Genomic DNA, 12,403 nt, shown 5'->3' with positions numbered 1-12,403 from the left:
CATGCAGGACACCCCGCCCACCCGTGGCCTGTCGGCGCACATCCTGCCGACCTCGGCCACGATGATCGGGGCCTGCATGACGGTCCTGACGATCGGCCATCTGGGCCACACGACGAGCGCCCGGCTGGCGGTCGACAAGCTGCTGGCCGTCGACGCGCTGGTCTTTCTGGCGAGCGCCGTGCTGTCGTTCATGTCGATCCGCGCGGGACCGCCCGGCGTCCGCCATGAACGCCGGGCCGAGCTGCTGTTCCTGTTCGGGCTGGCTGGCCTGGCGATCGGCGCCGTGGCGCTCGCCTTCGCGATCAACTGAGCCTTGCGTCGTCAGCGCAGGGGTCAGTAGGTGCCGGGGTAGGCGCCGCCGTCGGTCAGCACGTTCTGGCCGGTCATGTAGCCCGCCTGCAGGCTGCAGAGGAAGGCGCAGACGGCGCCGAACTCCTCGGGGTTGCCGAAGCGGCCGGCTGGAATCGTCTTCTGGCGGTTGGCGCGCACGGTGTCGACGTCCAGGCCCGACTTCTGCGCCGCGCCCGCCATGTTGCCCTTCAGGCGATCGGTGTCGAAGGAGCCCGGCAGCAGGTTGTTGATGGTCACGCCCTTGGCCGCAATGGCCGTGCGCGCCACGCCGGCCACGAAGCCCGTGAGGCCGCTGCGCGCGCCGTTGGACAGGCCCAGGATGTCGATCGGCGACTTCACCGAGCTCGAGGTGATGTTCACGATGCGGCCGTAGCCGCGCGCGGCCATGCCGTCGACCGTGGCCTTGATGAGTTCGATGGGCGTGAGCATGTTGGCGTCGACCGCCTTGATCCAGGCGTCGCGGTCCCAGTCGCGGAAGTCGCCGGGCGGCGGGCCGCCGGCGTTGGTCACCACGATGTCGTAATCGGCATGCGCGGCGAAGGCCGCGGCGCGGCCTTCGGGCGTCGTGATGTCGGCGGCGACCGTCTTCACGAAGGGCTTGGGCGAACCGGCCGCGGCAGCTTCGAGCCGTTGGGCCGCGGCCTTGAGTGCGTCGGCGCCGCGCGCGACCACCACCACGTTCACGCCTTCGCGCACCAGCGCTTCGGCGCAGCCCAGGCCCAGGCCCTTGCTGCCACCGCATACCAGGGCCGTGCGGCCCGCGATTCCGAGATCCATGTGCGTTTCCTTCGGGCCTAGCGCCCTGTTCGTGTGAAGACAAAAATTCCGGCGATCACCAGCACCGTGCCGGCCGCGGTCCACGCGGTGAACGGCTCGCCGAGGATGACCACCCCCATCAGGATGGTCGACATCGGGCCGACCATACCGGTCTGTGCGGCCATGGGGGCGCCGATGCGTTCGATCGCCATCATGACCGAGAGCACCGGCACGGCGGTGCAAAGGGTCGCATTCAGCACCGACAACCAGATGACCTGCGGCGCCAGGTCGAACACCCCATTCACCGGCCGCAGCACCAGGAACTGCGCGATGCACAGCAGGCAGGCCACGCTGGTGGCCAGGCCGACCAGCCGCAGCGAGCCCAGGCGCTTGACGAACTCACCGCTGGCGACCAGGTACACCGCATAGCTCACCGCGCTCAGAAAGACCAGGAGCGTGCCCCAGGCCGCTGCGGCGCTCTGCCCCAGCTGCACCTCGTGCCCGAACACCAGCAGCACGCCGGCATAGCTGATCGCCATGCCGAGCGACTGCCAGCGCGTGATGCGGCGGCGGTAGACGATCCAGCCGAACAGCAGCACCAGCGTCGGGTTGAGGTACAGGATGAGCCGCTCCAGGCTGGCGGTGATGTACGCCAGCCCCGCGAAGTCGAGAAAGCTCGCGAGGTAATAGCCCGAGAAGCCCAGCCCCAGCACGCCGATCCAGTCGCGCCGCGTCAGCGGCGGCTTGCCGCGCCCGGCCCACCACGCCATGCCCACGAAGAGCGGCAGCGCGAACAGCATGCGCAGCATGATGAGCGTGACCGCATCGACGCCGTAGCGGTAGGCCAGCTTGACGATGATCGCCTTGCCGCTGAAGGCGATGGCGCCGAAGGTGGCCAAAGCCAGGCCAGCGGCGAGCGGCTTCTCATGCGCCGCTCGAGCCGGCGCAGTTGACTCTGAAGGCATGGACGCGTCAGTACCCTGCTGCCAACCCGTCGCGGCGCGGGTCGCTGGCGGCGATGTAGCCCTCGACGGCCGGATCACCCGCGCGCCAAATGAACTGGCCGGCGCCGAAGTCCTGGTACGAATCCTCGATGACGTCGACCTGGTGGCCGAGCGCGCCGAGGCCTTCGACCGTCTTCGGGTCCATGGCGCCTTCGACGTTGATCTCCAGCCCCTTGTTGAAGCGCCAGCGCGGCGCGTCGCAGGCGGCCTGCGGGTTCTGGCCGTGGTCGAGCATGCGCACCAGCGTCTGCATGTGGCCCTGCGGCTGCATGTTGCCGCCCATCACGCCGAAGCTCATGACCGGCTGGCCATCCTTCGTGAGGAAGGCCGGGATGATGGTGTGGAACGGCCGCTTACCTGGCGCCACCACGTTGGGGCTGGCGGCATCGAGGCTGAAGCCGTGGCCGCGGTTCTGCAGGCTGATGCCGAAGCTCGGCTCCACGCAGCCCGAGCCGAAGCCCATGTAGTTGCTCTGGATGAAGCTCACCATCATGCCGCTCTCGTCCGCGGCCGTGAGGTAGATGGTGCCGCCCTTGACCGGGTTGCCCGCCTTGAAATCCTGCGCCTTCGTCATGTCGATGAGTTTGGCACGCGATGCGAGGTAGTCGGCATCGAGCATTTGCAGCGGGGTCACCGTCATCGACGACGGCTCCGACACGTAGCGGTAGGTGTCGGCGAAGGCCAGCTTCATCGCCTCGATCTGCACATGCTGGAACGCCACGCTGTCGACCGGCATGCCCGCCATGTCGAAGTGCTGCAGGATGCCCAGCGCGATCTGCGCAGCGATGCCCTGGCCATTGGGCGGGATCTCGTGCAGCGTGTGGCCGCGGTAGTCCTGCGCGGTCGGCGTGACCCACTCCGGCTTCCAGTTGGCGAGGTCGCGCACCTTGAGCTTGCCGCCGTTCGCGTCGGAAAAGGCCTCCAGCACCTCGGCGATCTCGCCGCTGTAGAAGGCCTGGCCGTGCGTGGCGGCGATGGCCTTGAGCGCACGTGCCGCCGCCGGGAAGCGGAACAGCTCGCCGACGTTCGGCGCGCGGCCCCAGGGCAGAAAGCTCTCCGCAAAGCCGGGCTGGCCCTGCAGGATCGGTGTCGCGGCGGCCCACTTCTGCTGCACCACCGGCGGCACCAGGTAGCCGCGCTCGGCGATCTCGATGGCCGGCGCCATCAACGCCTCGAAGGCCAGCTTGCCGAAGCGCTCCGAGAGCGCCATCCAGCCGCCAACGGCACCCGGCACCGTCACCGAATCCATGCCGCGCTGCGGCGGCGTGGCGGCACCGTCACCGTGCTTGCGGCGAAAGTAGTCGGGCGTCCAGGCCTGTGGCGCGCAGCCGGAGGCATTGAGGCCGTGCAGTTCCTTGCCGTCCCACAGGATGCAGAAGGCATCGCTGCCCAGGCCGTTGCTGACGGGCTCCACCAGCGTCATCACCGCAGCCGTCGCGACCGCCGCATCGACCGCATTGCCGCCCTGCTGCAGGATGCGCACGCCGGCCTGTGCGGCGAGCGGGTGCGAGGTCGAGACGACGTTGCGCGCAAAGACTGGAATCCGGGTCGAGCGGTAGGGGTTGGAATAGTCGAAGTTCATGTTCAGTCGCCAATGATCTTGCGTTCGGTGATGATCTTTTTCCACTTGCCGGCGTCCTGCGCCACCATGCTGGCGAACTGCGCCGGCGTGCTGGTCGTGGGCTCGATGCCCAGGCGCGACAGCTTGTCCTTGACCTCAGGGTCGGTCAGTGCCTGGTTGGCCGCGGTGTTCACGCGCGCCACCAGTTCCGGCGGCAGGCCCTTGGGGCCATAGAGGCCGAACCAGGTGTTCGATTCGAAGCCGGGCAGCACGTCCGCGATCGGCGGCACATCGGGCGCCAGCGGGCTTCGCTTGAGCGAGGTCACGCCGAGCGCGCGCAGACGCCCTTCGCGCACATGCGGCATGCCGGTCGGCAGCGAGTCGAACAGCACGTCGACCTTGGCACTGATCAGATCGGGGATCGCCAGCGCGGTGCCCTTGTACGGGATGTGCGTCACGAACACGCCGGCCTGCGACTTGAAGAGCTCCGCCGTGAGTTGGACGATGGTGCCGTTGCCGCTCGATGCGTAGTTGAGCTTGCCGGGGTTCTTCTTGGCCAGCTCGATCCACTCGCGCACCGTTTTCGCGGGCGAGCTGTTGGGCACCAGCATGATGCTGGGCGCGTCACCGACATGGGCGATCGGCGTGAAGTCGCGCACCGTGTCGTAAGGCAGGCGCGGGTTGATGGCCGGGCCGATCGAGTGCGTGCTCGTGGTCGCCAGCAGCAGCGTGTAGCCATCGGCCGGCGCCTTCGCCGCCAGGTCGGAGCCGATCGCGCCACCGGCACCGGGCTTGTTGTCGATGACGATGGTGGTGCCGAGCTTCTCACCCATCTTCTGCGACAGCGTGCGCGCGAAGAGATCGGTGGCACCGGCGGCCGGGAAAGGCACGACCAGCCGGATCGGCTTGGTGGGATAGCTCTGGGCCCACGCCGTGGGCAGAGCGACTGCGCCCAACGCGAGCGCCAGGGTCTGGAGGAAGCGGCTTCTTTTCATAGGGGGTCGATTCTGACGGTTCGGCAAAGGCCTTGCTGCCATGAAAAACGGCGCCCGAAGGCGCCGTTGCAGGGCGGATGAAGCCCGTCAGTCCTCGACGAAGGCTTCTTCGCGTTTGGACTTGACCGAGGGCAGCAACACGATCACCAGCAGCAGCACCGCGGCCGCCAGCAGACCGGCCGAGATCGGGCGCGTGAGGAAGACGCTCCAGTCGCCGCGCGACAGCAGCAGCGCGCGCCGCAGGTTCTCTTCCATCATCGGCCCGAGGATCAGCCCCAGCAGCAGCGGCGCGGGTTCGCAGCCGAGCTTGATGAAGGTGTAGCCCACCACGCCGAAGATGGCGACCATCCAGATGTCGAACACGTTGTTGTTCGTCGAGTACACGCCGATCGCGCAGAACAGCACGATGGCCGGGAACAGCCAGCGGTACGGGATCGACAGCAGCTTGATCCAGATGCCGATGAGCGGCAGGTTCAGCACGATCAGCATCGCATTGCCGATCCACATCGAGGCGATCAGGCCCCAGAACAGTTCCGGATTGCTGGTCATCACCTGCGGGCCGGGCTGGATGTTGTGGATGGTCATCGCACCCACCATCAGCGCCATCACCGGGTTCGGCGGAATGCCCAAGGTCAGCAGCGGGATGAAGGAGGTCTGCGCACCGGCGTTGTTGGCGGCCTCGGGGCCGGCCACGCCGCGGATGTTGCCCTTGCCGAAGGCAATTTCCCCGGGCTTGAGCTTCATCTTCTTCTCGAGCGTGTAGGCCGCGAAGGCCGACAGCAGCGCGCCGCCACCGGGCAGGATGCCCAGCGAAGAACCGAGCGCCGTGCCGCGCAGCACGGCCGGCAGCATGTTCTTGAAGTCGTCCTTGGTGGGCCACAGGCCGTGCACCTTGGCGGTGAAGACCTGGCGTTCTTCTTCCGGGCGCGACAGGTTGGCGATGATTTCACCGTAGCCGAACACACCCATGGCGATCACGATGAAGCCGATGCCGTCGGTGAGTTCGGGGATGTCGAAGCTGAAGCGCGCGACGCCCGAGTTCACGTCGGTGCCGACCAGGCCGATGAGCAGGCCCAGCACGATCATCGCGATGGCCTTGAGCAGCGAGCCCGAGGCCAGCACCACGGCGCCGATCAGGCCCAGGATCATGAGCGAGAAGTACTCGGCCGGGCCGAACTTGAACGCGAGTTCCGTCAGCGGCGGCGCGAAGGCGGCCAGGATCAGCGTGCCGACGCAACCGGCGAAGAAGGAGCCCAGGCCGGCGGCAGCGAGCGCGGGGCCCGCTCTCCCCTGTTTGGCCATCTGGTGCCCGTCGATCACGGTCACCACCGAGGACGATTCCCCGGGCAGGTTCACCAGGATGGCGGTGGTCGAGCCACCGTACTGTGAGCCGTAGTAGATGCCGGCCAGCATGATGAGCGCGGCCACCGGTGGCAGCGCGTAGGTGGCGGGCAGCAGCATCGCGATGGTCGCGACCGGGCCGATGCCCGGCAGCACGCCGATCAGCGTGCCCAGGAGGCAGCCGACGAAGCAGTAGATCAGGTTCTGCAGCGTGAACGCCGCGGTGAAGCCGATGGAGAGGTTGTTGATCAGGTCCATGTGTGTGTCTCAGCCCGAAATGAAGGTGGGCCAGACCTGGAACTGCAGCTTGAGTGCGACCACGAAGGCGAGGTAGCTGCCGATCGCGAGGATCGTGGCAAGGATCAGGCTGGCCTTGAAGCTGTACTGCTCCCCGGCCAGACCGGCGATGAGCACCAGTGCGTAGATCGCGGCGATCAGGCCCATGGCGGGCAGGCCCCACGACACGACGCCGCCGAGCAGCACACCGAAGATCAGGTTGGCGCCGATGATGAAGCCCAGGGGCTTCCAGGCGATCTTGCCGATCGGGTCGCCGTCGACCGTCTCGATGGTGAGCGCGCTGAAGATCACCACGAGGCCGAGGACGGCCAGCACGATGCCCAGCATCATCGGGAAGTAGCCCGGTCCCATGCGCGCACCGGAGCCCACGTTGTAGGTCGTCGCACCCCATGCGAAGGCGATGCCGACGATGGCGAACATCAGCCCGGCAAAGAAGTCCTTCTGACTTTTGATTTTCACGAACAATCTCCTCGAAAAAATTCGAACGGCCGATTGTGTGGTCAGGGTCCCGTCAGGTCGATGTGGATTCCACCTAGCGGAGGCTTAGGGTTACCCCCGGGTCGACTACTCCAGAGGGGGCGTGGCGCTCAGGACTTCCTCGATGGTCGTCACGCCTTCGGCCACGCGCAGCGCGCCGGCGAGCCGCAGCGGGCGCATGCCGTCGGTGACGGCCTGGCGGCGCAGGGCGCTGAGGTTGGGCTCCTTGTTCACGCGCGCCTTGAACTCCTCGCTGATGCTGAGCAGTTCGTAAAGGCCCATGCGCCCCATGTAGCCGGTCATGCGGCAGTCCACGCAACCCACCGGCCGGTAGGCGCGCACCGAGCCGGTGATCTGCCAGGGCGCGACGAATTCGGCGAGCTTCTCGCGCGTGACCGATTCGTCGGGCTGCTTGCACAGCGGGCACAGCGTGCGCACCAGCCGCTGCGCCAGCACGCCCAGCATCACGGCGTTGATCAGGTACGACGGCACGCCCAATTCCATCAGCCGCGTGATGGCGCTGGGTGCGTCGTTGGTGTGCAGCGTGCTGAACACCAGGTGGCCGGTGAGCGCCGCCTGCACCGCCATGTCGGCGGTGGCGAGGTCGCGGATTTCGCCGACCATGATGATGTCCGGGTCCTGCCGCATCAACGCGCGCAGGCCCTCGGTGAAGCCGAAGTCCAGCTGCGGCTGCACCTGCGTCTGGTTGAAGGACGGCTCGATCATCTCGATCGGGTCCTCGATGGTGCTGACGTTGACTTCCTCGGTCGCCACCCGCTTGAGCGTGGAGTACAGCGTCGTTGTCTTGCCCGAGCCGGTCGGCCCGGTCACCAGAATGATGCCGTGCGGCCGTGTGACGAGCTGCTCCCAGCGCGTGGCATCGTGCTGCGCGAAGCCCAGCGCGTCGAGGTCCTTCACCGCCGTGTCGGGGTCGAAGATCCGCATCACCATCTTCTCGCCGAAGGCGGTGGGCAGCGTCGACAGGCGCATCTCGACCTCGTCGCCGCGCATGTTGCGGGTCTTGATGCGGCCGTCGAGCGGCCGGCGCTTCTCGACCACGTCCATGCGGCCCAAGAGCTTGATGCGCGCGACCATCGCGTTCATCACGCCCATGGGCATCTGGTAGGCCGGGTGCAGCACGCCGTCGATGCGAAAACGCACCACGCCCTGCTCACGCCGCGGCTCGAGGTGGATGTCGCTGGCACGCTGGTCGAAGGCGTACTGCCACAGCCAGTCGACCACCTGCACCACGCTCTGGTCGTTGGCGTCGAGCTGCTTGTTGCTCTTGCCGAGTTCGACCAGCTGCTCGAAACTCGCGCCGCCCGCGTTGCCGCCGGCCTTCTGCGCCGCCCGCACCGACTTGGCCAGCGCGAAGAACTCCGCCGTGTAGCGCTGAATGTCGGCCGGGTTGGCCACCACGCGGCGCACCGCGCGGCGCGACTGGCGCTCGACCTCCGAGATCCAGTCGGTGAGGAAGGGTTCGGCCGTGGCCACCACCACTTCGCTGGGCGTCACCTGCACCGGCAGCACCTTGTGGCGCTCGGCGTAGGCCGCGCTCATGGTGTCGGCCACCTTGCCCACGTCGACCTTCAGCGGGTCGATGCGCAGGTACTGCAGCGCGGCGCGCCCGGCCAGCCATTCGGTCAGCATCTCCAGGTCGAGCGGCTTGCCGTCCCGCTCGCGCGTCATCGCCACATTGGCCAGCCGGATCAGCGGCGCCTGCCGGCTCTCGGCCTGCGCGCAGCGCGCGATGGTGCGCTTGGCCTCGTGCGGCGAGATGACGCCGTCGGCGGCGAGCCACTCGATCAGCAGGCGCAGATCGAGCGGGCCTTCGTAGCGGGACGCAGCAGCGGGTGGCGAAACGACGCTCATGACAGGGGTTTGAAGACGCGCAGCCATTTGGGGGCCGGCAGACCCCAGCGAGTCTGGATGGTCTGCGCGCGCTCGGCAAGTGCGTCGCGCTTCGGCCTCGTCGGCGTGCGCTGCGCCAGCACGACGGTGTTGCCCTCGCGCGTCGGCTTGAAGGCCCAGACGGCCTCGGTGCCGAAGGCGGCGGCGATCTTCTCCAAGCTGCGTTCGTAGCTCGACGAGCGGCCGAACAGGTTGACCGTCATGCAGCCGTCCTCGGTCAGCAGCCCGCGGCAATCGGCGTAGAAAGACTCGCTGTCGAGCACCGGCGCGGCGGCCTCGTGGTCGTACAGGTCAACCTGCAGCGCATCGACCGTGGCTTGCCACTCGGCTTTGCGGATCTCGGTGCCGGCATCGGCCAGCACCACGCGCAGCTTGGCGTCGTCGGCCGGCAGCTTGAACCAGCCGCGACAGGCCACGACGACCTGCGGGTTGAGCTCGACGGCCGTCGTGCGCATGCGCAGTTGCTTGCGGCTGAACTTGGTGAGCGTGGCCGCACCCAGGCCCAGCTGCATCGCATGCCGGTTCATGACGCTCGACGGCTCGACGAAGAGCAGCCAGGCCATCATGCGCTGCACGTATTCCAGCTCGATCTCGAAGGGCGCGTCGAGCTTCATCGAGCCCTGCACCCACTCCGTGCCGAGGTGCAGGTAGCGGATGTCGCCCCAGTCGGAGAAGTTGACCTCGGGCAGGGCCGGCGTGCGCGCCGCCATCACGCGACCAGCCCGTGCCGTGCGAACACGTCATGCCAGGCCTCGCACTTGCGATCGAACGACATCGCCGCATGCGCGGGGCTGGTGGACGGCAGCTTGTAGGCCGGCAGCACGCCGTGGCCGCTGTCGCGCAGGGCGTCGATCACCTGGGGCGCATGGCGGAAGCTCTCGGCGCCGTTGTGCGCGATGGCCGCGAGCCTCGGCACATCGAGGGTTGCGAAATCGTTGAGCGCCGCGTCGCGGATCGACGTGTCGAGGCTGCCCTCGCGCTGGCAGCTGCCATAGACGTCCCACAGGCCGAGGCCCCGTTGCGTCAACCAGTCGGCGCGTTCGGCGGATGCGGTGCCCGGCGGCAGGGGATGGGCGGGCCAGAGAGCTTGCAAGATCTTCCAGAAATGGTTCTGCGGATGGGCATAGTAGCGCCCCTCCGCCAGCGAGCGCTCGCTCGGGAAGCTGCCCAGCACCAGCACCACCGTCTGCGTCGAAACGATGGGCACCAGGCCCTCGAGGAGCGCGGCACCGGAAGGCACACGAGAAAAAACCCGCCGCGGCGGGTTCTTCGAGGGTGCGTCCCGGTCGATGCCGGTCGCAGGATCAGGGCTTCTTGGCGGCTTCATTCTCGGCGGTGCCGGGGATCTTCTCACCGATCTTGTGGCCGGCGCTGCGCATGCCATCGGCCGTCTTGTGGCCAACGCCGGCGACCGCGCCGCCCGCCTTCTTAGCACCATTGGCCGTGGCGTGACCGGCCTTCTTGGCGGTGCGCTTGGTGGCGTTGTACGCCTTCTTGGTGCCGGTCTTGACCTTCTCGGTCGCGGTCGGCGCAGGTGCGGTGGCAGGGGCCACGGCCGGAGCCGGTGCCGGCGTTTGCGCGGCGGCGGAGAAACCGATGGAGGCGATGCCCAACGCCAGAACGGCGGGGATGGAACGGAAGAGGGACGAGGTCATGGAAAGCTCCTTGTTGCGTTGTAGTTACGGTTATGCCGCACTGATCGGACAACGGCTGATGCGACGGCGCGGATGACAGCGATCACGTGGGTGCGCAGCTTTTTTCGACGACGGGATGTCGGCCTACACGCCGGCCTGACCACGACCTGACGGCGACAACAACGACGACAAGCGAGGCAGTGCTTCCCGTGCGTTGCAGGTGCTGGCGAGCGCCAGTTCTTCCGTCGTGATGCCGCGCAATTTCGCCAGCACGGCGGCGATGCGCGGCAGCTCGGCCGGCTCATTGCGGCCCTGTGCCGCGCCCGCCTGGCGCTCCTCCTGCGTGCGGTAGAGCCAGTGCGGCTGGATGTCCGGCGCATCGGTTTCCATGACGATCGCATCGAGCGGCAGCGACGTGGCCAGCCGGCGCACCTGCAGCGCTCGGTCGAAGGTCACGGTGCCGCCGAAGCCCAGCTTGAGCCCGAGGTCGATGCAGGCCTTGGCCTGTTGCTCGCTGCCGTTGAAGGCGTGCGCGATGCCCCGCCATGGACGCCCCGCACCGACCTGGCGCAGGTGCTTGAGCACCTGGTCGACCGAACGACGCACATGGATGATCACCGGCAGGTCGTGCGCGCGGGCGAGCTGCAACTGCGTGTGGAAGAAATGCGCCTGCTTCGGCCCGTCGAGATCGGGCACGAAGTAGTCCAGCCCGATCTCGCCCACGGCCACCAGGCGCGGGTCGTCGCGGCGCGCTGTCAGCTCGGCATCGAGCGTCTGCAGGTCTTCCTCCTGCGCTTCGCCCGTGCACAGCGGATGAATGCCCAGCGCATAGGCGTCGCCCTGCGCCTGCGCCAACGTGCGAACCGTCGCGAAGTTGAAGACAGCGACTGCGGGGATCACGCAGAGCGCGACGCCGGCAGCGTCTGCGCGCAATCGGACGGCCGCCCTTTCATCGCCGAATTCCGGGGCATCCAGGTGACAGTGTGTATCGATGAAACCGGTCATCGGGCCATGATGCCCGAAGCCATGCAAGGCGGCACAAAGCGTGCTACCGTGAATTCTTTGACACGTCACTCTTTGCCCGGAGGTGCCGATGCGCAGGACTGGTATTTACAGCCGCTCGCCGCAAGCGTCGAAAGACGCCGACGAGCCCCGAGAGGGGGATGCGCCCGCCGCCGGTGCGCCGCCGGACGTGCCAAGCACCGCACCAGCGAAGTGGCAGCCTGGTCGGAAGTCCTTCGCGGGGCTGCTGGTGCTGGTGCTCGCCCTGGCCGGTGGGGGCGCTGCGCTCTGGCCTCGGCAGGCCGGGCATGCACTTACCCAGAAGGACATCGACGCCGCCGTGCTGCGCACGCTGCAGACCAACGTCCTTCCCTCCCAGGCCACGCGGGCCGCCGCCATCATCCGGCCCTCCGTGGTGCGCGTGGTGGGCTATGGTACCGAGCGCGCGACGCCCGAGGCCAAGACCGAGAAGCGCGGGCGAAACATGGCGCGCGGCAAGGCACCCGAAGCGGATCCGCCGCCCGGCACCGAGGTGGAGCGCGGCGTGGGCACCGGCGTGGTGATCGTCGACAAGGGCGTGATCCTCACCAACCTGCATGTCGTCGCCGGCTCGGAAACCATCCGAGTCACCTTCTCCGACGGGCTGGAGGCGGTGGCCACCATCACCGGCGTGCAGCCCGAGAACGACTTGGCCGTGCTGCAGGCGAAGAAGATTCCAGACGACCTGATCGCCGCGACCATGACCTCCACCGCCGACCTGCAGTCGGGCGACCAGGTCGCCGCGGTCGGCTTCCCCTTCGGCATCGGCCCTTCCGTGTCGGCCGGTGTCGTGTCGGGCCTCAAGCGCTCGTTCCGCTCGCCGGAAGGCAAGCAGGAGCTGGGCAACCTGATCCAGTTCGACGCGGCAGCCAACCCGGGCAATTCGGGCGGCCCGCTCGTCAACATGAACGGCGAGGTGCTCGGCATCGTCACGGCCATCCTCAACCCCACGCAACAGCGCACCTTCATCGGCATCGGCTTCGCCGTGCCCATCGAGAACGCCGCCTCGGCACTGGGCTCGCCACCGTTCTGACC

The 12,403-nt window shown here is 67.8% G+C and carries 13 protein-coding genes; 2 read left to right on the top strand and 11 right to left on the bottom strand.

From position 1 onward, the window contains the following. Position 1: 1 nt before the first annotated feature. Positions 2-310, top strand: a complete 309-nt coding sequence (locus tag ACSFA2_RS06385) for a hypothetical protein (RefSeq protein WP_435454481.1) — start codon at positions 2-4, stop codon at positions 308-310. Positions 311-333: 23 nt separating this feature from the next. Here ACSFA2_RS06385 and ACSFA2_RS06380 read toward each other — a convergent pair whose 3' ends face one another. From ACSFA2_RS06380 to ACSFA2_RS06330, 11 genes are all read right to left on the bottom strand, one after another. Further along, on the bottom strand, positions 334-1,128 hold the full coding sequence (locus ACSFA2_RS06380) for an SDR family oxidoreductase (protein ID WP_435454480.1): 795 nt from the start codon (positions 1,126-1,128) through the stop codon (positions 334-336). 17 nt (positions 1,129-1,145) lie between these two features. After that, positions 1,146-2,072, bottom strand: a complete 927-nt coding sequence (locus ACSFA2_RS06375) for a DMT family transporter (protein WP_435454479.1) — start codon at positions 2,070-2,072, stop codon at positions 1,146-1,148. Positions 2,073-2,079: 7 nt separating this feature from the next. Then, positions 2,080-3,693: a gamma-glutamyltransferase family protein gene (locus ACSFA2_RS06370; protein ID WP_435454478.1), complete on the bottom strand. Its 1,614-nt coding sequence runs from the start codon at positions 3,691-3,693 to the stop codon at positions 2,080-2,082. Positions 3,694-3,695: 2 nt separating this feature from the next. Continuing rightward, the gene (locus tag ACSFA2_RS06365) at positions 3,696-4,667 is read right to left on the bottom strand and encodes a Bug family tripartite tricarboxylate transporter substrate binding protein (RefSeq protein ID WP_435454477.1); all 972 of its coding nucleotides are present in this window, start codon (positions 4,665-4,667) and stop codon (positions 3,696-3,698) included. An 87-nt stretch (positions 4,668-4,754) separates the two neighbouring features. Next, positions 4,755-6,266: a tripartite tricarboxylate transporter permease gene (locus ACSFA2_RS06360; RefSeq protein WP_435454476.1), complete on the bottom strand. Its 1,512-nt coding sequence runs from the start codon at positions 6,264-6,266 to the stop codon at positions 4,755-4,757. Positions 6,267-6,275: 9 nt separating this feature from the next. Then, complete coding sequence (locus ACSFA2_RS06355) at positions 6,276-6,764, bottom strand: tripartite tricarboxylate transporter TctB family protein (protein WP_435454475.1); 489 nt, start codon at positions 6,762-6,764, stop codon at positions 6,276-6,278. A 105-nt stretch (positions 6,765-6,869) separates the two neighbouring features. After that, positions 6,870-8,654 (bottom strand): type IV pilus assembly ATPase TfpB, encoded by a 1,785-nt coding sequence (gene tfpB, locus ACSFA2_RS06350; protein ID WP_435454474.1) that lies wholly within the window; start codon positions 8,652-8,654, stop codon positions 6,870-6,872. Beyond that, on the bottom strand, positions 8,651-9,403 hold the full coding sequence (locus ACSFA2_RS06345; RefSeq protein WP_435454473.1) for a class I SAM-dependent methyltransferase: 753 nt from the start codon (positions 9,401-9,403) through the stop codon (positions 8,651-8,653). The genes tfpB and ACSFA2_RS06345 overlap by 4 nt, the downstream gene beginning before the upstream one ends. Further along, positions 9,403-9,900: a DNA-deoxyinosine glycosylase gene (locus tag ACSFA2_RS06340; RefSeq protein ID WP_435454472.1), complete on the bottom strand. Its 498-nt coding sequence runs from the start codon at positions 9,898-9,900 to the stop codon at positions 9,403-9,405. The genes ACSFA2_RS06345 and ACSFA2_RS06340 overlap by 1 nt, the downstream gene beginning before the upstream one ends. A 97-nt stretch (positions 9,901-9,997) precedes the next feature. Continuing rightward, positions 9,998-10,348 (bottom strand): hypothetical protein, encoded by a 351-nt coding sequence (locus ACSFA2_RS06335; protein WP_435454471.1) that lies wholly within the window; start codon positions 10,346-10,348, stop codon positions 9,998-10,000. 123 nt (positions 10,349-10,471) lie between these two features. Further along, positions 10,472-11,332: a TatD family hydrolase gene (locus ACSFA2_RS06330; RefSeq protein ID WP_435454470.1), complete on the bottom strand. Its 861-nt coding sequence runs from the start codon at positions 11,330-11,332 to the stop codon at positions 10,472-10,474. Positions 11,333-11,420: 88 nt separating this feature from the next. Here ACSFA2_RS06330 and ACSFA2_RS06325 point away from each other — a divergent pair, with 88 nt between their 5' ends. Then, positions 11,421-12,401, top strand: coding sequence for a S1C family serine protease (locus ACSFA2_RS06325; RefSeq protein WP_435454469.1), 981 nt, complete (start codon positions 11,421-11,423; stop codon positions 12,399-12,401). The last annotated feature ends 2 nt before the right edge of the window (positions 12,402-12,403 follow it).

Source organism: Variovorax cryoconiti, assembly GCF_051216395.1.
Lineage (GTDB): Bacteria > Pseudomonadota > Gammaproteobacteria > Burkholderiales > Burkholderiaceae_C > Variovorax.
Note: the sequence above shows the minus strand (reverse complement) of the source record. Positions and strands in the feature narration are given on the sequence as shown.

Bases quoted from the DNA above. Each gene is read 5' to 3' on its own strand.
- ACSFA2_RS06385 (WP_435454481.1), top strand. From the start codon at position 2: ATGCAGGACACCCCGCCCACCCGTGGCCTGTCGGCGCACATCCTGCCG.
- ACSFA2_RS06380 (WP_435454480.1), bottom strand. From the start codon at position 1,128: ATGGATCTCGGAATCGCGGGCCGCACGGCCCTGGTATGCGGTGGCAGC.
- ACSFA2_RS06375 (WP_435454479.1), bottom strand. From the start codon at position 2,072: ATGCCTTCAGAGTCAACTGCGCCGGCTCGAGCGGCGCATGAGAAGCCG.
- ACSFA2_RS06370 (WP_435454478.1), bottom strand. From the start codon at position 3,693: ATGAACTTCGACTATTCCAACCCCTACCGCTCGACCCGGATTCCAGTC.
- ACSFA2_RS06365 (WP_435454477.1), bottom strand. From the start codon at position 4,667: ATGAAAAGAAGCCGCTTCCTCCAGACCCTGGCGCTCGCGTTGGGCGCA.
- ACSFA2_RS06360 (WP_435454476.1), bottom strand. From the start codon at position 6,266: ATGGACCTGATCAACAACCTCTCCATCGGCTTCACCGCGGCGTTCACG.
- tfpB (WP_435454474.1), bottom strand. From the start codon at position 8,654: ATGAGCGTCGTTTCGCCACCCGCTGCTGCGTCCCGCTACGAAGGCCCG.
- ACSFA2_RS06345 (WP_435454473.1), bottom strand. From the start codon at position 9,403: ATGGCGGCGCGCACGCCGGCCCTGCCCGAGGTCAACTTCTCCGACTGG.
- ACSFA2_RS06335 (WP_435454471.1), bottom strand. From the start codon at position 10,348: ATGACCTCGTCCCTCTTCCGTTCCATCCCCGCCGTTCTGGCGTTGGGC.
- ACSFA2_RS06330 (WP_435454470.1), bottom strand. From the start codon at position 11,332: ATGACCGGTTTCATCGATACACACTGTCACCTGGATGCCCCGGAATTC.
- ACSFA2_RS06325 (WP_435454469.1), top strand. From the start codon at position 11,421: ATGCGCAGGACTGGTATTTACAGCCGCTCGCCGCAAGCGTCGAAAGAC.